General features: G+C 60.8%; 19 protein-coding genes and 2 pseudogenes. 14 read left to right on the forward strand and 7 right to left on the reverse strand.

Translation table 11 applies throughout. From position 1 onward, the window contains the following. Nucleotides 1–245: 245 nt before the first annotated feature. On the forward strand, nucleotides 246–1,151 hold the full coding sequence (locus HJB84_RS04135) for a S1C family serine protease (protein ID WP_207583536.1): 906 nt from the start codon (nucleotides 246–248) through the stop codon (nucleotides 1,149–1,151). Nucleotides 1,152–1,184: 33 nt separating this feature from the next. Here the strand turns inward: HJB84_RS04135 and HJB84_RS04140 are convergent, their stop codons facing one another. The 4 genes and pseudogenes from HJB84_RS04140 to groES all read right to left on the reverse strand — a co-directional run bounded on the left by HJB84_RS04140 (nucleotide 1,185) and on the right by groES (nucleotide 3,373). After that, entirely contained in the window at nucleotides 1,185–1,409 is a 225-nt protein-coding gene (locus tag HJB84_RS04140) for a hypothetical protein (RefSeq protein WP_221115330.1), read from the reverse strand. An 83-nt stretch (nucleotides 1,410–1,492) separates the two neighbouring features. Continuing rightward, nucleotides 1,493–1,885 (reverse strand): hypothetical protein, encoded by a 393-nt coding sequence (locus HJB84_RS04145; protein ID WP_207583535.1) that lies wholly within the window; start codon nucleotides 1,883–1,885, stop codon nucleotides 1,493–1,495. 68 nt (nucleotides 1,886–1,953) lie between these two features. Beyond that, nucleotides 1,954–3,030 (reverse strand): annotated as a pseudogene (gene groEL, locus HJB84_RS04150) (chaperonin GroEL); the annotation flags it as partial. Nucleotides 3,031–3,055: 25 nt separating this feature from the next. Continuing rightward, a complete protein-coding gene (gene groES, locus HJB84_RS04155; RefSeq protein ID WP_207583534.1) occupies nucleotides 3,056–3,373 on the reverse strand; it encodes a co-chaperone GroES in 318 nt (105 codons plus the stop codon). Between the two features lie 509 nt (nucleotides 3,374–3,882). Here groES and HJB84_RS04160 point away from each other — a divergent pair. The 6 genes and pseudogenes from HJB84_RS04160 to HJB84_RS04180 all read left to right on the forward strand — a co-directional run bounded on the left by HJB84_RS04160 (nucleotide 3,883) and on the right by HJB84_RS04180 (nucleotide 6,481). Further along, nucleotides 3,883–4,146, forward strand: a complete 264-nt coding sequence (locus tag HJB84_RS04160; protein ID WP_207583533.1) for a hypothetical protein — start codon at nucleotides 3,883–3,885, stop codon at nucleotides 4,144–4,146. Then, a pseudogene (locus HJB84_RS04165) lies at nucleotides 4,143–4,471 on the forward strand (hypothetical protein). Before HJB84_RS04160 ends, HJB84_RS04165 begins: the two are co-directional and overlap by 4 nt. Continuing rightward, the gene (locus HJB84_RS33965) at nucleotides 4,468–4,797 is read left to right on the forward strand and encodes a hypothetical protein (RefSeq protein WP_311043799.1); all 330 of its coding nucleotides are present in this window, start codon (nucleotides 4,468–4,470) and stop codon (nucleotides 4,795–4,797) included. Before HJB84_RS04165 ends, HJB84_RS33965 begins: the two are co-directional and overlap by 4 nt. Next, a complete protein-coding gene (locus HJB84_RS04170) occupies nucleotides 4,788–5,069 on the forward strand; it encodes a DUF1488 domain-containing protein (protein WP_207583531.1) in 282 nt (93 codons plus the stop codon). The genes HJB84_RS33965 and HJB84_RS04170 overlap by 10 nt, the downstream gene beginning before the upstream one ends. Further along, entirely contained in the window at nucleotides 5,063–5,905 is an 843-nt protein-coding gene (locus tag HJB84_RS04175) for a transglutaminase family protein (protein ID WP_207583530.1), read from the forward strand. The genes HJB84_RS04170 and HJB84_RS04175 overlap by 7 nt, the downstream gene beginning before the upstream one ends. A 195-nt stretch (nucleotides 5,906–6,100) precedes the next feature. Then, entirely contained in the window at nucleotides 6,101–6,481 is a 381-nt protein-coding gene (locus HJB84_RS04180) for a VOC family protein (protein WP_207583529.1), read from the forward strand. 125 nt (nucleotides 6,482–6,606) lie between these two features. On the opposite strand, the gene HJB84_RS04185 is transcribed toward HJB84_RS04180, so the two are convergent. Next, nucleotides 6,607–7,569 carry a LysR family transcriptional regulator gene (locus HJB84_RS04185; RefSeq protein ID WP_207583528.1) on the reverse strand — a complete coding sequence of 321 codons (963 nt, stop codon included), beginning with the start codon at nucleotides 7,567–7,569 and terminating at the stop codon, nucleotides 6,607–6,609. Between the two features lie 124 nt (nucleotides 7,570–7,693). Here HJB84_RS04185 and HJB84_RS04190 point away from each other — a divergent pair, with 124 nt between their 5' ends. The 5 genes from HJB84_RS04190 (at nucleotide 7,694) to HJB84_RS04210 (ending at nucleotide 11,885) form a co-directional block, all read left to right on the forward strand. Next, on the forward strand, nucleotides 7,694–9,094 hold the full coding sequence (locus HJB84_RS04190; protein WP_221115331.1) for an MFS transporter: 1,401 nt from the start codon (nucleotides 7,694–7,696) through the stop codon (nucleotides 9,092–9,094). Between the two features lie 94 nt (nucleotides 9,095–9,188). Next, entirely contained in the window at nucleotides 9,189–9,566 is a 378-nt protein-coding gene (locus tag HJB84_RS04195) for a hypothetical protein (protein WP_207583526.1), read from the forward strand. A gap of 144 nt (nucleotides 9,567–9,710) precedes the next feature. Beyond that, nucleotides 9,711–9,989, forward strand: coding sequence for a hypothetical protein (locus tag HJB84_RS33455; protein WP_311043800.1), 279 nt, complete (start codon nucleotides 9,711–9,713; stop codon nucleotides 9,987–9,989). A 369-nt stretch (nucleotides 9,990–10,358) separates the two neighbouring features. Next, nucleotides 10,359–10,502: a hypothetical protein gene (locus HJB84_RS04205; RefSeq protein WP_204330206.1), complete on the forward strand. Its 144-nt coding sequence runs from the start codon at nucleotides 10,359–10,361 to the stop codon at nucleotides 10,500–10,502. 315 nt (nucleotides 10,503–10,817) lie between these two features. Next, nucleotides 10,818–11,885 carry a fatty acid desaturase gene (locus HJB84_RS04210; RefSeq protein WP_246762734.1) on the forward strand — a complete coding sequence of 356 codons (1,068 nt, stop codon included), beginning with the start codon at nucleotides 10,818–10,820 and terminating at the stop codon, nucleotides 11,883–11,885. A gap of 111 nt (nucleotides 11,886–11,996) precedes the next feature. On the opposite strand, the gene HJB84_RS04215 is transcribed toward HJB84_RS04210, so the two are convergent. After that, a complete protein-coding gene (locus tag HJB84_RS04215; protein WP_221115332.1) occupies nucleotides 11,997–12,911 on the reverse strand; it encodes an SDR family oxidoreductase in 915 nt (304 codons plus the stop codon). Between the two features lie 90 nt (nucleotides 12,912–13,001). On the opposite strand from HJB84_RS04215, the gene HJB84_RS04220 reads away from it, so the two are divergent. Further along, complete coding sequence (locus HJB84_RS04220; protein ID WP_221115333.1) at nucleotides 13,002–13,565, forward strand: TetR family transcriptional regulator; 564 nt, start codon at nucleotides 13,002–13,004, stop codon at nucleotides 13,563–13,565. A gap of 108 nt (nucleotides 13,566–13,673) precedes the next feature. Here HJB84_RS04220 and HJB84_RS04225 read toward each other — a convergent pair whose 3' ends face one another. Further along, entirely contained in the window at nucleotides 13,674–14,153 is a 480-nt protein-coding gene (locus tag HJB84_RS04225) for a YcgN family cysteine cluster protein (RefSeq protein ID WP_207583522.1), read from the reverse strand. Nucleotides 14,154–14,370: 217 nt separating this feature from the next. Between HJB84_RS04225 and HJB84_RS04230 the strand changes: the two genes are divergently transcribed. Beyond that, on the forward strand, nucleotides 14,371–16,545 hold the full coding sequence (locus tag HJB84_RS04230) for a transglycosylase domain-containing protein (protein WP_207583521.1): 2,175 nt from the start codon (nucleotides 14,371–14,373) through the stop codon (nucleotides 16,543–16,545). Nucleotides 16,546–16,758: the final 213 nt, after the last annotated feature.

The following is a 16,758-nucleotide window of genomic DNA, read 5'->3' on the forward strand; positions in this document are numbered from 1 at the left end:
ATATTGTTGCACGGTGACGCTGTCATCAAAAATATCGCGTCCACAAGTTTGGTTGTGCCGAACCTTGGCACGGAACGGCCATTTACAACGTATTTGATCGCGCATTGAATGCATCCCCTGGGTTTCCCCGATTTGGAAATTCCATCCGCTGCAGCCTTGCCGCCACCCGTCCGTCTTCTTACTTATTCAGGGTGAAATGCGCCGGCTTTCATCCTTTCGCGCCGGTGCCTCATCGGGATGAAAGCATGAATATCGATCCGATTTTGCGGTCAGTCGTGGCCGTTCGTTCTTCCATTCCGGAAGATGCCTTCACAGCGGAGACGCTGGGCATTGTCCGGGAGGGCAGCGGCGTGGTCATTCGCGACAATGGGCTGGTGCTGACCATCGGCTATCTCATCACCGAGGCCGAAGAGGTCTGGCTGACCACCCATGACGGGCGCGTCGTTCCCGCGCATGCACTCGCCTATGATCAGGAAAGCGGCTTCGGCCTGGTGCAGGCGCTTGGGCCCCTTGATGCGCCGGCCGTGGATCTCGGCGACGCGGCAAGCGCCAAGGCCGGCGATCCCGTCGTGCTTGCCGATGGCATCGGAGAATTCGTCGAGGCAAACATCGTCGCCCGGCAGGAATTCGCCGGCTACTGGGAATATCTGCTGGACGAAGCGATTTTCACGGCGCCGGCCCATCCCTCATGGGGCGGTGCGGCGCTGATCGGTTCGGACGGCAAGCTTCTCGGCATCGGTTCGCTTCGCCTGCAGATGAGCCAGGGCGACGAGGTCGCCGATATCAATATGGTCGTGCCGATCGACCTTTTGCCGCCGATCCTCGACGATCTGCTGAACCGCGGCCGGGTCAACAAGCCGCCGCGGCCCTGGCTCGGCGCATTCTCCGCCGAGAGCAATGGCGGCGTGGTGGTGATGAGCGTTGCCGAAGACGGTCCGGCCGCAAAGGCCGGCCTGCGACAGGGCGACATCATCTCGGAGATCCGCGACGAAGAGGTCGATGGTCTGGCCGACTTCTATCGCAAGGTTTGGAGCAGCGGCCCGGCCGGCGCTGAGATTCCGATCCGGATACTCAGGAACGGCCGGGAAGCCTGGCTGCGCATCAAATCCGCCGACCGCAACAGCTTTCTCAAGAAGCCGCAGCTGCAGTAAGGTCGCTCCAGGCGTCGTGAAGACCGCCGGCGCTTATCCAAATTGGCCACATCCCGCCTGTCTGGAGGCCGACTCAAGGACGCCATTTCCGATAAGCCGGTCGTCATCTTCCGCCGCCCGCGGCGCCCGGCTACGGAGGCTATCGTTGGCTGCTTTCTTATGCCCATCGGCTGCTGCCTCGCGGACTTTCTCGAAGCAGTCCTCGCCGGCGTCTTCTGCGGCTGGCTGCGGGTCGCTCTTTTTCACGAAACGGATCATTGGTCATTTCCAGCTTTGGTCATTTCCAGCTTTGACGGTGGCAGCGCTCCGCACACATATCGGAGCGCTCTGGAAAAACGATGTTAGACGGCAAGCGCAGTGGCGCAGCCTTGGACACTTCGGCTGTCGGCTGAGGTCTGCCCCGGCATGGTCGCCCAACCGCCGGCCTCAACGAACTGACGCTGCTTGTAGCCTTCGGTAATCGCCCTGAACTCGATACGTTTAGCACTCGCATCCGGCGCCGCATTGAACCGCTCGACGCAAATGGCCGACGCCAGCTCCCCGCGTGCGATGTCGCTGGCGGCGGCGGCCGCTTTGCTCGACGTGCCGCCTGTGACCCAACCTCCCCAGCTGAAGCCGATAATCATCGTGGCGATCGCTGTGACGACGCAGGCCCAGACGAGTAACGTTTTGGATGGCTGGTAACTGTCGAAACGCTGGGTGATCGATGTCTTACTGCTGCTCTGCATGGACATTGGAATTCTCCCTCTCTGTTGTTCGGGTTCCACCGTCGGACCACCCTGGCCAAACGGCTCAGGTGTTCTCAATAGCCCATATCGCCACTTCCGGCTGCAGGGGCAGAGTCTCTTGCGGGGATGTCGGCGATCATCACCTCGGCGGTGATCAGAAGTGCTGCAATCGAGCCGGCGTCCTGCAGAGCCGTACGCACGACCTTGGCGGGATCGACGATGCCGGCCTCGATCATATCGACATAGGTCTCCGTCTGTGCGTCGAAGCCCTGATTGTAATCATTGCTGCCGGCGAGTTTTCCGACGACGATCGAGCCCTCGAACCCTGCATTGTCGGCGATCTGCCGGATCGGGGCCTCGAGCGCCCTGAGCACGATCGAGATGCCGGCTGTCACGTCGGCGTTCTCCCCGGTCAGTCCCGTTAGCGCCGACTTCGCGCGCAACAGTGCCACGCCGCCGCCGGGCACGATGCCCTCTTCGACCGCGGCACGAGTGGCGTTCAGCGCGTCATCGATGCGGTCCTTCTTTTCCTTGACCTCCGTCTCGGTCGCGCCGCCGACGCGGATGACCGCAACGCCACCGGCGAGTTTCGCCAGCCGTTCCTGCAGTTCTTCCTTGTCGTAGTCGGAGGTGGTCTCGTCGATCTGCGCCTTGATCTGCTGGATGCGGGCCTGGATGGCCGCTTTCTCGCCGGAACCGTCGATGATCGTGGTGCTATCCTTTTCGATCAGCACGCGTTTGGCGCGGCCGAGCATATCGAGCGTGACGTTCTCAAGCTTGATGCCTAGATCCTCGGAAATCATCTGGCCGGCCGTGAGCACGGCAATGTCTTCCAGCATGGCCTTGCGGCGGTCGCCGAAGCCTGGCGCCTTGACGGCCGCGACCTTCAACCCGCCGCGCAGCTTGTTGACGACCAACGTCGCCAGTGCGTCGCCTTCGACGTCCTCCGAGATGAGCAGAAGCGGTTTGCCGGTCTGCACGACGGCCTCCAGGATCGGGAGCATCGACTGCAAGCTGCCGAGTTTCTTCTCGTAAACGACGATGTAGGGCTCCTCCAGCTCCACGCGCATCTTCTCGGCATTGGTCACGAAATAGGGCGAGAGATAGCCACGGTCGAACTGCATGCCCTCAACGACGTCGAGTTCGGTCTTGAGATACGGATCGGAATGCGATCGATCAGGCGGCTTTTTGAGAGGCCTCTCCGATCTTTTCGACAATGCCCATGATGTCGGTTTCCTTCATGATCAGAAGGGTTTCGTCATCGATCGTGACCTCCGTCCCCGACCATTTTCCGAACAGAATGAGATCACCGACCTTAACGTCGAGCGGGACCAGATTGCCGTTTTTGTCGCGCAGGCCGGGGCCGACCGCGACCACTTCGCCTTGCTGCGGCTTCTCCTTAGCGGCGTCTGGAATGATGATCCCGCCCTTGGATTTGACATCGCCTTCCGCACGTCGAATGACGACGCGGTCGTGAAGTGAACGGAATTTCATAGAGATCTTTCTGCTGCCGGCGCTTATGGCGGCTGCAGCCTATAAATAACTCTCGTGGCACTCGATTGATAGGAGTGCCAAGAAATAATGTTCGCGCGGGAAATTTTTTGAAAAATTCATGAAATCAATCCGACGGGATATTTTGTAATAATCAGGAAATGGATAGAATTTTTCAAGCCATCGCGCTCCATTTATCTGGGTGAGCGAAGAGTTAATTTAGCGTTTTTCATAGATAATTCTGAATTTATCTTGATTTAAACTCAATCGAGGCGCAATGATTGGCCTCGTCGATTTGGCCGATTTGGCTTCGCGGTGTCAGAGACCTACGACCCGCCATCACCACTGAATTCTCGATGCGATCTATACGTCGTTCCGGCGTTGATTTCGCCTATTCCGATCCGGAATGAGCTCGGCGCTGACCGCGGATGTACCGGCAGCCTCGAGGTCGTCCGGTTCGGATCCCAACGATACAGGAAACGCATCGATGTATTCCTGCGGAGGCCTCAGCCGTGACAAGTCGCACCACACAAACGGTCGTCCGCTTTTCGTCTCCATTCCGCCTGCCCGGTTTCGACGGGGCGCAGCCAGCTGGAGAATACCGCGTCGATTATGATGAGGAATTGATCGATAGCGTTTCCAGGCTTGCCTGGCGACGGGTCGGCGCCTTTATCCACCTGCCGGCGATCGCCGGGCAGAGTTCGACGCAGCAGATGGTGCCAATCCACCTGTCAGATCTCGAAAGCGCACTCGAAAAGGACCACAAACCGTCATGACCGCTACCCGCATCCCGCAACGCAATGGACGCTCAATCCGACGCGAGGAAGCAACACATATCTTCAAGGTGGGGCAGACTGTCCGGTTGAAGGTCAGTTCTTAGGAGTCCCCTCCAAGCTCCCCGACACATACCGCATTACCGCCACGCTGCCTCTGAGAGGAAATGTGCTGCAATACCGCATCCGCAGTGACGATGAACGTCATGAGCGGGTCGCGACGGAAGATAGCCTGGAACCGGTAAACCTATCGCCCGCCGGCAGCGGCGCAACACTGATCGAGAGGACGTTTGGCAATGGCCCGAATGACGAAAGGTTGACATCGTGAACAGCCATGAAGACGAAGCCGAACGAAGACGGAATGCCTTTGCCGTCTGCACATGGGAAAGCAAATGTGGTGCGCACGGCCGCTACTCCATGGAGATCGAACACGACCGCCGGATCGAATCCGCCCGTTCGTGGACCGTCTATCGTGTCTCTGCGAGCGTTCCAGTGCACGCCGACCATGTCATGATCGGCAAGAGCCGTTCGGAGGCCAGGAGAGACATGATGTCCTTCAATCTTCTCAGCATAGGATATCGGAAGGAATGGCTGAGGCTGTCGGACGCCGCCCGGAGTGCTTGTGAGATCCCGCCGGTTCAACCATGGCGCTAGCTTTTCTGAGCCAAAGCCGCAGCTTCGATTCGGTGAGAAATGCTGTGCGCTTTGTCGGCCATGACGGCATGTTCCAGGTATTGTTCTTCATCGAGGCTGGCGCGCTGGCGAAATCCGACGCTGCATTGCAAAGAACCGAGCCTTCGGAAACGAGGTGGCTTTCGTCTTTCGACGCCCTGCGCAACTCGATTCAGCACGTGGCACACAAAGCCTATTCCTGCCGCCGCCGCGCCTTCTACACTCCAACTGCGGCGGAGAACGTTCCATGTTGATCCGTTACGGCTATGAAATGACGCTGACCTGCCCGCAGCCGACCGCATTGGTGTGTCTGTTGTCGGTTCATGAGGATCGTGCGGCCGACATCAGAATTCCGGAAACGGTATTCACCACGCCCGATGTTGCCACTTCGACTTATCGCGACCTCTTCGGCAACCGCTGTCTTCGGCTGGTTGCCCCAGCGGGCGACCTGACCATATGGGGCGATGCGACGATCGAAGACGACGGCAAACCGGACAGGTCGCTGCTAGGCGCCAGGGAAATCCCGGTTTCGGAGTTGCCGGATGATTGCCTCGTCTACCTGATGGGCAGCCGCTATTGCGAGACGGATCGTCTCAGTCAAATCGCGTGGGATATGTTCGGCACCGTCTCATCCGGCTGGGGCCGCGTTCAGGCGATCTGCGACTTCGTTCACGGCCATATCCAATTCGACTACATGCGGGCGCGATCGACGCGGACAGCCTTCGAGGCGTTCCACGAACGTGTCGGCGTCTGTCGCGACTTTGCGCATCTCGCGGTGGCGTTGTGCCGTTGCCTCAACATTCCTGCGCGATATATCAATGGCCATCTCGGCGACATCGGTATTCCCGTCGTCGATCCGATGGACTTCAGCGCCTGGATCGAGGTCTTCCTTGATGGCGCATGGCATACATTTGATCCGCGCAACAACACGCCGCGGATCGGTCGTATCATCGTCGCGCGCGGGCGCGACGCCGCCGACATACCGCTCATCAATTCCTTCGGACCGCATGTGCTGAAGGCGTTTCGAGTCTGGACCTATGAGGTGACGAACCTGCAGCACATGCAAAGCGTCGCTGAGGGCGCCGTTTAGAACGAGACCTGGGCGGATGCGGCAATGTCCAGCCACAGGCTTTGCCGCAGGCGGAAGGCGCGGCCGGAATGGTCGACCGCAAGCGCAGTTTTGCGCGACATGCTTTGAGACAGCGGTTGAAAGATTTTAGCGTCGAGCCATCTTGGGTGTGAGCAGTCCTTTGGGGATTAGCAGAAGATAGGGGGTTCGCAGTCCATGTTCGATCATATCTCCATCGGCGTAAAAGACCTGGAAAGAGCCCGCCGTTTCTATGATGCGGCACTGGCGCCGCTCGGATATGAGCGCCTATCCAATTCCGACAAGATGATCGGCTACGGCCCGGAACAGGTCGGGCTCTGGGTGATGCAGGTCGAGCAACCGGTTGTTGCCGATATGCGATCCGGGCTGCATTTCTGCTTCGTCGCGCCGAACGAGGCGGCGGTCGATGCCTTTTACGCGGCCGCAGTCGCATCCGGCGGCACCGACAATGGCGAACCGGGTATCCGGCCGGATTATGGACGCTTTTATTACGCCGCGTTCATCATCGACCCGGATGGCTACCGCCTCGAAGCCTATTTCCACAAAGGCGAGCTATAATAGGGATCAGCATTTTATTTTTACGCAATTCCGGACGGAAAACCGCTTCGCACTTTTCCTGGAATTGCTTATTATTTCTACGCAATTCCGGACGGAAAACCGCTTCGCACTTTTCCTGGAATTGCTTAGGCCGCCGCTCTCATGATCGAGACGCGGCAGCCGGAGGCTACGAGCGCCTCGCCGGCGACGTCGAGGAATAGGCGGCGGAACCAGCGCGCCCGGCCGTCGGCCTGGTCGACCCGGCGGTAGAGCATGGTCACCGGATCGGCCGGCAGCGAAAGCGGCGGCGCTGAGATGGTCAGCCCATGCAGTTGCGCCATGCAGCGACCGATCGATTCCGGCACGATGGCGATGGCGGGCATCGCCCGCAACGCCGTCGGCAGGGCGGAAAAGCGCGGCACCGTCGCCACCACACGCCTGACATGGCCGGTGCGGCTCAGTGCGGTGTCGATGCTGGTCGAGGCATTGCCTTCGAACGAGACGGTGAGATGGGCGACAGTGGCGAAATCCTCAAGGCTCAGCGGCGCCTCCAGTCGGAGTTGAGCGTCATCGTAAATGCAGATCGAGGCCTGGTCGAACAGCGGCGCGCGGATGTGCCAGGAGGCCGGTTCGTCATGCACGGAAACGCTGAAGTCGAAGACCCCCTCGTCCAACCGGCGGGCGGCATCGCGCTTTTCGGACGCGATGCCGATCAGCCGGGCGCCCGGCGAAAGCTGGAGAAGACGGGCGGCAAGCGGGCCGAAGAAAGCTGATTCGAGATTGTCGCACATGCCGATGCGGAACTCGCCCTGCCAGCTTGCCGGATCAAACTCGGCCTGCGGGCGGATGGCGCGTTCGATGCCCGATAGCGCATCCTCGATCGCCGGGGCAATGGAAAGGGCGCGCGGTGTCGGCTGCAGACCGCGGCCGACACGCACGAAGAGTTCGTCATCCAGCGCCTCGCGCAGGCGCCGCAAAGCGGCCGACAGGCCTGGCTGGCCAAGCAGCAGGCGCTCGGCGGCGCGGCTGACATTGCGCTCCTGCATCAGCACCGAAAAGGCCAGCAAAAGGTTCAGATCGATTTTTCGAAGCGTAGCATCATTCATCATCGTGAGTAATACCTGGCATGGCTACTATCAATTTGCAATAGGTTAGGAAGCTGTACATTTTCTCGTTCCCTGCCGTCCGCGCAACCTCCCTCGACGAGGCGGCAGCAAAGAAGGAACGATTTCGATGACACTTTCCAAATCGAAAGGCGGAGCGGGGTTGGCATTGCTGCTGCTCTGTGCCGCCAACTTTCTCGACGCCATGGACGTCTCCACCATCGGTGTCGCGCTGCCCGCCATCCAGGCCGAACTCGGCATGGAGGCGACATCGCTGCAATGGGCCGTCAGCGCGTATGTGCTCGGCTATGGCGGCTTTCTACTGCTCGGCGGCCGGGTTGCCGACGTCTTCGGCCACCGCCGCGTCTTCCTGTGGTCGCTGGCGATTTTTGCCGCCGCCAGCATCGCCGGCGGCTTTGTCGACAGCGGGCCGACGCTGATTGGTGCCCGATTGATCAAGGGCATTGCCGCCGCCTTCACCGCGCCTGCCGCCCTTGCGCTGCTGCTCTCCGTCTTCGGCGAGGGGAAGGCGCGGGCAAAAGCGCTTGGGGTCTTCGCCTCCACCGGCGCCACCGGCTTCGTGCTCGGCATGGTCCTCGGCGGTGCGGCGACGATCTTCAGTTGGCGGGCGACGCTCGTCATGGGCGCGCCGGTTGCCATCCTGACGCTCTTTCTTGCGCCGCTGGCGCTGCCGGCCGACCCGAAAAGAACGGGACCGCGGCCCGCCTTCGACTGGGCCGGCGCGCTGACGATCACCCCCGGCCTGTTGCTCTTCGTCTTCGGCATCACCAATGCCGCTGCCGCCGGCTGGCAGGCTTTTGCGACCTGGGGTTCGCTCGTCGCGTCGCTGGCGCTGATCCTGCTCTTCCTGCTGGTCGAAGCGCGCCATGCCGATCCGATGGTGCCGCTTGGCATGTTCCGCCGGGCGAAACTCCGGCATGCCAATGCGATCGCCGCCCTCTTCCAGGGGTCCTATGTCGGCTTCCAGTTCCTGGCGACGCTCTATTACCAGAACGTCATCGGCTGGTCGGCCTTCACCACCGGCTTCTGCTTTGCGCTTGGCGGCGTCTTCGTGATGTTCCTGGCGCCACGTTTTGCGACACTCGCGCAAAATCGCGGCGCCACCGGCCTGATGGCGGCGGGTGTCGGCCTGCAGGCCTTCAGCTATATTTTGTGGGTAACCGCACTCGGACATGTCGACCCGATCCTGCTTGTGCTGTTCTCACAAATCCCGCTCGGCCTCGGTTACGCCCTGACCTACCCTTCAGTGCAGGTCGCAGCCCTTTCCGACGTGGAGGATGACAAGTCGGGGCTTGCCTCTGGACTGCTCTTCGCTTCTTTCCAGATCGGCGGCGGCATCGTGCTCGCAGCCGCCTCGGCAGTGTTCGGTGCCGCACCGCATTTCGGCTGGGATCCTTATGTCGCCGGCATCGCCTTCGTCGCGCTGCTCGCGGTCGCGATTACCCTGCTTGCAGCCGCCGGTCCGCGGACATCGGCCGCCCGGACGTCGGCCTATCAGGCGGCGGAATGACCGTTGCGCCCGCACCCTGATCGGTGCGGGCTCTTCATAAGACAAAGCGAATATTAGCAGCAGAATCCCGTTGCCTTGCTCCGGCGAAAGGCGCATGGTCTCGCCTTCGGCAGCCATTGTACGGGCGCTGCCGACTGAGGGTTTTCATACCTTCGCCCCGATGAAAGGAGGACCTATGTCTTCCACTTCCGAAAAGTCACATCTGACCTCGTCCGATCTCGACATGCTTCAGGGCGTGCTCGACGACGCCGGTTATGACGCCAGAATCCTGATCGAGGACCAACGGGTCTTCAACGTCGCCGCCGTGCTTTTGATCAGATTGTTCGAGGAGGGTGTCACCTCGCCGGCCATGCTCTCACGGGCGCTCGAATACCATTTCGGCAAGCCGAAGGCACCGCCGAAACCGGTCGTCCCGGTCTGTAACCGATATGCGATACAGGGATTGCCCCGCGAAAAACGTGCCGCCGTCTAATGCCCCGCGCGTCTTTCAGACGCTCCAAGGACGCTCTATCACTTTGAAACTGCGCATAACCGAGCTGCCCGGCTCCGAAGGATTATTGTGCGAAAAACCCTGTTGCTCTGTATCTGCGTCGTAGCGGCCGGTTATTTTGGATGAGTGCAGTTCGGGGCTTACCAACAACGACAGCATGCCGAGGAACTTGCAGAGATTGACAGGGAGCGCCGGGTGGCGCTCCTCGAAGCGGACGGTTGCCAGGCGCGGCTGGACCTGCTTTTGTCGATGACCGACCGCCTGCTCAAGGCCGGCGGCATGCAAGTACCTGTCGATATCGGGCGGGATAGAGACCTTTGCCTGGCCCGTGGCATCATGTCGGCATCAGGCCGAGCGGAAATGGAAAGAACCAAGCTGATCCGCCTGTTTCCCATCAATGATTAAGCCCTGTGGAAATATGGCTTTCTTGCGGCAATGGCCTTAATGGCACCGCAATTTCAGTGTAAGAAGATGGCTCGCTGATCTGGCCGATGTGGCATTTGCGGTGACCGGATTCCGGCCCCGCCATTTTCCTGATCGCGAAGCATGGTGACGTCCCGTCTCAACGTCGGGTTTGGCTTTTGGTGACCTCTCAGGTCATCCGCCTCCAGACTTCGATGCGGTTTCAGCAGGCATCATTTCATTCAATTCCTGCGGCCCGGCGTTGTCGGGTCGCCCTCATGACGACCCCGCGATCTCCGGTCGCGACCGACAAGTGGGCGAACACCGCGCAGGCTGCGGCTTTCAGTTTTCGATCAAACGGGAGATTTATCCATGGCAAAAGGACAGGTAAGAAGCAATCGTGAGGTCCGGAAGCCGAAGAAGGACAAGCAGGCGGCTAAGACGGAAAGCACATTCGCCAACCAGATGAAGACGGCGACCACGACCGCCCCGCAGGGCAGTGCTCCAAAGAAATAGACGCTCTCATCGAGCCCCCACGCACATACAGCGGAAATCAGGATCGATTTGCGCACAAAATCATGTGTGATTTGAAGGTGATGGCGCGTTCTATCGGCCGCGCCGCGCGCCGGCGTGACATTATCGCCATTGACATGTTTTCAGAAAAACGGGAAGTGCTGCAGCCATGACCTCTTTTCATACAATGTACCGTTTCGACTATCCGCTCTTTCTCATTCGCTCGGCTGTGGTGATCGCACTCGGCCTTTCGAGTATCGCGGCCTTTCATGGCGCTATTCTGTGATCGAATCCGCGCGCCGCAACGAGAGCGAGGAAATGCAAGTGGCCCCTTTGGCCGAACCCGCCGCAACCTTGGAACCCTCCGCGGGCCACAACGAGCTTTTTGCTGAAAAGCGCTGGTTGAAGATTCTTGCCGGATATCGCCAGCCGAGAGCCGGACGTAGCGCTTTCGAGCTTGCCGTCACCGTCGTCCCCTTCGCGCTGTTTTGGGCTGCCGCATGGGCCTCGGTTCATTACAGCTTCTGGCCCGGCCTGATCCTGGTCGTTCCCGCCGCCGCTTTTCTGCTGCGGCTGTTCATGATCCAGCATGATTGCGGCCATGGCTCGTTTTTCGCGCGCCGCGGCGTCGACGACTGGGTTGGGCGCACGATCGGCGTCCTGACGCTGACGCCTTACGACTATTGGCGCCGGGCGCATGCGGAACACCACGCCTCGGCCGGGAACCTGGACGAGCGCGGCGTCGGCGACATCGAAACGCTGACGATCGCCGAATACAATGCGCTGTCGCGCTGGGGCCGTCTTGGCTATCGGCTTTACCGGCACCCGATCGTGATGTTCGGGATCGGGCCGGCATGGCTGTTCCTCATCAAGCAGCGCCTGCCTTTCGGCATGATGCGCTCCGGCGCTCTGCCCTGGGTCTCGACCATGGCGACCAATCTTGCCATCGCACTGGTCGCAGCGCTGCTGATCTGGGCCGTCGGGATCGTCCCCTTCCTCCTGGTGCATCTGCCGACCGTCCTTCTGGCCGGTGCTGCCGGTGTCTGGCTGTTCTACGTCCAGCATCAATTCGAGGAAACCCATTGGTCGAAGGATCCGGACTGGCAGTTCCAGCATGCCGCCCTCCACGGCGCCTCGCATTACGACCTGCCGCCGGTGCTGCGCTGGATTACCGGCAATATCGGCATCCACCACGTGCATCATCTGTCGAGCCGGGTGCCCTATTACCGGCTGCCGGAGGTGCTGCGAGACCATCCTGAGCTTGCCGACCTCGGCCGGATCACGCTCATGGAAAGCCTGCGTTGCGTCAAGCTTGTGCTGTGGGACGAACAGACCAAACGGCTGGTGTCGTTTCGCGATGCGGCGCGGCTCGCAGCCGCGCGGTAATCAGAGGCCTTAAAGCGCGTTGCATCAAATTTGATTGATGCGATGCGCTTGATCCTTTGTTTTAGGCAGGTCGTTATTCCGGAACTGCTGCACACTTCCTGATGACATGCATTAGCGATAGCCGGTCACGTCCGCCGGCTTGCCCGGCTCCTGCACTTCCACCATGTAGCGCCAGCAATCCGGCCGCGAGCCGTCGATGTCATCGAAGCCGTAGACCTTGGCCAGTCCACCGCTCGACAGCGACTGGCCGTTCCAGCGGGCGCGGTCGGGATCGGCGGCGATGGCCGCCACCGCGCGGCCGACGAAGCGCGGGGTTTCGGAAATGGCGAAATGCGGCTGCGTCTTCGTCGCCTCGCGCCAGTTCTCCTCTCGAACACCAAAAGCATCCAGCATCATTTCGGAGCGCAGCCAGCCAGGCGTGATTGAAACTGCAGTGGCGCCGCGTTTTGCCAAATCCTGAGCATGCGCCCAGGCCATGCGAGTGACACCCGTTTTGACGAGGTCATAGAAGGGCGACAGCCGGTAATGGCTGGCGTTGTATTCGGCCGTGCCGTCGGTCATCTCCACCAGCAGTCCACCCGGCCGTTCGATCATCAGCGGCAGGGCGTAGTGGGCGGTGATCAGATGTGTTTCGATGCCGAGCCGCAGCATGCGCAGGCCGTTGTCCAGCGAATGCTCCCAGACTGCCTTGTCCCATTCGAACAGCTTCTCGCCGCCCCAGATGTCGTTGACGAGAATATCGAGCTTGCCGGTCTCCGCCCGGATGCGGGCCACCAGCGCCTCGACCTCAGCCACAACGAGATGGTCGACCTGCACGGCAATGCCCCTGCCGCCCGCAGCCGTTACCAGTTCGGCCGTCTCCTCGATCGTCTCCGGTCGCGCATATTCGGATTGCCGGGCACGCGTCGTGCGTCCTGTTACGTAGACGGTGGCGCCGACAGCACCGAGTTCCACCGCGATGCCGCGGCCGGCGCCGCGCGTTGCGCCTGCCACCAAAGCCACTTTCTCCCGCAGGTTCGCTGTCACTTCTCCATCCTCCACGCTAGAACTCAAAAAAAGCCGATTGTATATAAACGAACGTTCGTTCATAAATAGAGCGAATGCAAGAGGAATTTCATGCCGCGCCGCCGCACGCTTTCCGATGAACAGCTTCTCGCCATGGTGCTGGCGCTGATCCATGCCGAGGGGCCGGATGCGGCAACTTTTGCTGCAGTGGCCAAAGCCAGCGGCCTTTCCGGCTCGACGCTGGTGCAGCGGTTTGCGACTAAGGCGGCGATGCTGCGTGCAGCGCTGCTATACGCCTGGGACGGGCTGGATGCGGAAACGACGCGGCTTGCCGAGAGCGTGCCGAAAACCCCGGAAGGCGCGATCGCCCTACTTGTCGGCCTGTCGCTGGATTACGGCGACAATGCCGCCGCCTATGGCGAGGGACTGCTGGTGCTTCGTGAAGACTTTCGTGATCCGGTGCTGCGCGCCCGCGGGGCCACCTGGGGAAAAGCGCTGACGGTGGCGGTCGCTCGCTGTTTCGGATCGGCAACCGCGCCGGAGACGATCGCCCGGCTGATGCTGTCGCAATGGCAGGGCTCGCTCACTTGGTGGGGTTTTGGCGCAGACGGGCCGGTGGACGCTTATGTGGAGAGAGAACTGCGGCGTTTCCTCGCGGCGGTAGCCCGCATCTAGAGCATGATGCCGAAAAGTGTGAGCGGTTTTCTTATGACATCATGCTCTAACTCTTTAATTGAGAACAGGATTCAGATTTTAGGCGGGCCTAAAATCATCCTGCTCTAGCTAGGCTTCTTCTTCCTCATCCTTCTCTTCGCCCACGGTCAGCGGCCAGTCGACGACGTAGTCTTCGAGATCGTCGATATCGATCTCATTTTCGTTGATCGTGCGGCCTCGGGCGGAAATGCCGGCGGCATGAACGGTTTCCGGATCGCCGGAGACGAGCGGATGCCACCAGTAGAGGTCGCGGCCTTCGTTGACCAGCCGGTACCCGCAGGTAGGCGGCAGCCAGGCGATATCGGGCACATTCTCCTTGGTCAGCTGCACGCAATCCGGCACGAAATCCCAGCGGTTCTCGTAGCTGGAGCAGCGACAGCTTTGGCCGTCGAGCAGCTTGCAGCTGACCGAGGTGAAATAGATATCGCCGCTATCCCATTCCTCGATCTTGTTGAGACAACAAAGGCCGCAGCCGTCGCAGAGACTTTCCCATTCGGCGACGGTCATTTCGGCCAGTGTCTTGCTCTTCCAGAAGGGCAGATCGTTCATCGTTCGTTTCTTGCAACAGCGGCCCGCAAATTCACGTGACCCCCATCTATCTCTCTTGTTATCAGGCGCAAAATCAATCAATTCTTCAGCATGCTCCTGGTACCGGAGAACTTTCTTCTGGTATCGGAGAGCATTGCGGCCATATGGCGGCCTCGCGCTTTCGTCGCTTTCCGACGGTCGGATATGAGCGAAGCGCGATCAGGCGGGAATACAGGACGTGCAGGATCCGGACAACCCCGAAAAGGGGCCTGAAAATGAACCAGAAAAAGCGGCGGACAAGCGGCCGACGAAGAGCCGTCACATTCTGCTGCGCATCGATTCGTGGATCGATTCGACCGTCTGGAACGCCGGCTTCCGTGCCGCCGAGATCTGGGAAGACATCACCATCTTCTTCCGCCGCTTCCGCGTGCGCGGCTGGAAGCGCATGGTATTCGAACTTGCCGGCGAAGGGCTGACGCTCGGGGCCGCCGGCTCGGTGCTGATGCTGCTGCTTGCCCAGCCCGCCTTCGAGGCGACCAAGGAGGACTGGCGTAACCGCGGCGATTTCGCCGTCACCTTCACCGACCGCTACGGCTACGTCATCGGCCATCGCGGCGTCATCCATCAAAATTCCGTGCCGATCGATGAACTGCCCGATTCCCTGATCAAGTCCGTGCTCGCCACCGAAGACCGGCGCTTCTTCGACCATTTCGGCATCGACGCCATCGGCCTCTTCCGCGCTATGGTCACCAACGCCCAGGCCGGCGAAGTCGTGCAGGGTGGCTCGACGCTGACCCAGCAGTTGGCCAAGAACCTGTTCCTCTCCAACGAACGCTCGATCGACCGCAAGGTCACCGAGGCATTCCTGGCACTTTGGCTCGAGGCAAACCTTTCCAAGAAGGAAATCCTCTCCACCTATCTCGACCGGGCCTATATGGGCGGCGGCACGTTTGGCGCAGCCGCGGCGGCACAGTTCTATTTCGGCAAGAATATCACCGATGTAAACCTCGCCGAATCCGCCATGCTCGCCGGCCTGTTCAAGGCGCCCGCGAAATACGCCCCGCATGTCAACCTGCCGGCAGCGCGTGCGCGCGCCAACGAGGTGCTGACCAATCTCGTACAGAGCGGGCTGATGACCGAGGGCCAGGTGATTGCCGCCCGGCGCAACCCGGCCACCGTCGTCGACCGCAACGAGGTGGAATCGCCCGACTTCTTCCTAGACTGGGCCTTCGACGAGGTGCAGCGGCTTTCGCCGCGTTTCCACCAGCATTCGCTGATCGTGCGCACGACGATCGACATGGGCATCCAGCAGGCGGCTGAGGATTCAGTCGAAACGTCGCTGCGGGAATATGGCGAGGCCTATCACGCCAAGCAGGGCGCCATGGTGATGATCGAGAATGGCGGCGCCGTGCGCGCCATGGTCGGCGGCCGCGATTACGGCGAGAGCCAGTTCAACCGCGCCACCAGGGCGCTGCGTCAGCCGGGCTCCTCTTTCAAGGTCTATACCTATTCGGTGGCGATGGAGAGCGGGATGACGCCGCAAACGACCATCGTCGACGCGCCGATCTCCTGGGGCAATTGGAGCCCGCATAATTATGCCAACCACTATGCCGGCCGCATAACGCTCGAGACCGCGATCGCCCAGTCGATCAACACCGTGCCGGTGCGGCTCGCCAAGGAAAAACTCGGCATTCAGCCGATCCGGGCGATGGCGAAAAACCTCGGCGTCGAGACGCCGATCCGCGACGACGTCACCATTCCGATCGGCACATCCGAGGTGACGGTGCTCGATCAGGCGACGGCCTATGCCACCTTCCCGGCCGGCGGCTACCAGTCGCGTCGCCACGGCATAACCCAGGTCCTCGATTATGACGGCGACGTGCTCTACGATTTCGACCGTGACGAGCCGGCAGCCAAACGTGTGTTGTCCGAAAAGGCCGACGCCTACATGAACCAGATGCTGTCGCGCGTTCCCTATGTCGGCACGGCGCGCAAGGCAGCCCTCGACAATGGCATTCTGACAGCCGGCAAGACCGGCACGACCCAGGCCTATCGCGACGCCTGGTTCGTCGGGTTCACCGGCAACTATACCTGCGCCGTCTGGTTCGGCAATGACGACTACACCTCGACCAACAACATGACCGGCGGCTCGCTGCCGGCGATGACCTTCAAGCGCGCCATGGACTACGCCCATCAGGGTGTGACGCTGCGGGCCATACCTGGGGTCGAAAATCCCCTGCCCTCGGAAAAGGATCTCGCCAAGACCGCCGCCGCCAAGCCGCAGGATGGATTGCCGCAGCTCATCCGGCCGCGCATGCTCTCGGTTCAGTCGACGAATATCTTGAAAGATCTCGGCAAAAAGCTGAAGGATGCCGTTCCGCTTGCGCCGCAGAAAGTCGCGAGTGTGGAATAGATTCTGGGTGGATGCGGCGCTTTTGTTCGTGTCGGCACAATGCCAAGGAGATCGGCGAGGCGGGCCCCTCCTCCGCCTGCCGGGACCTTCTCCCCGCAAACGGGGCGAACGGAGATAGCCTCGCCCTCCCCGTTTCTCGCCTGCCTCTCGCATGGCACGTCCCCTCGCCCCGTTTACGCTAGGGCATATACACATCTCCCAAGGCCCACCCGT

The organism is Rhizobium sp. NZLR1b, from assembly GCF_019685155.1.
In the GTDB taxonomy this organism is placed as follows: Bacteria; Pseudomonadota; Alphaproteobacteria; order Rhizobiales; family Rhizobiaceae; genus Rhizobium.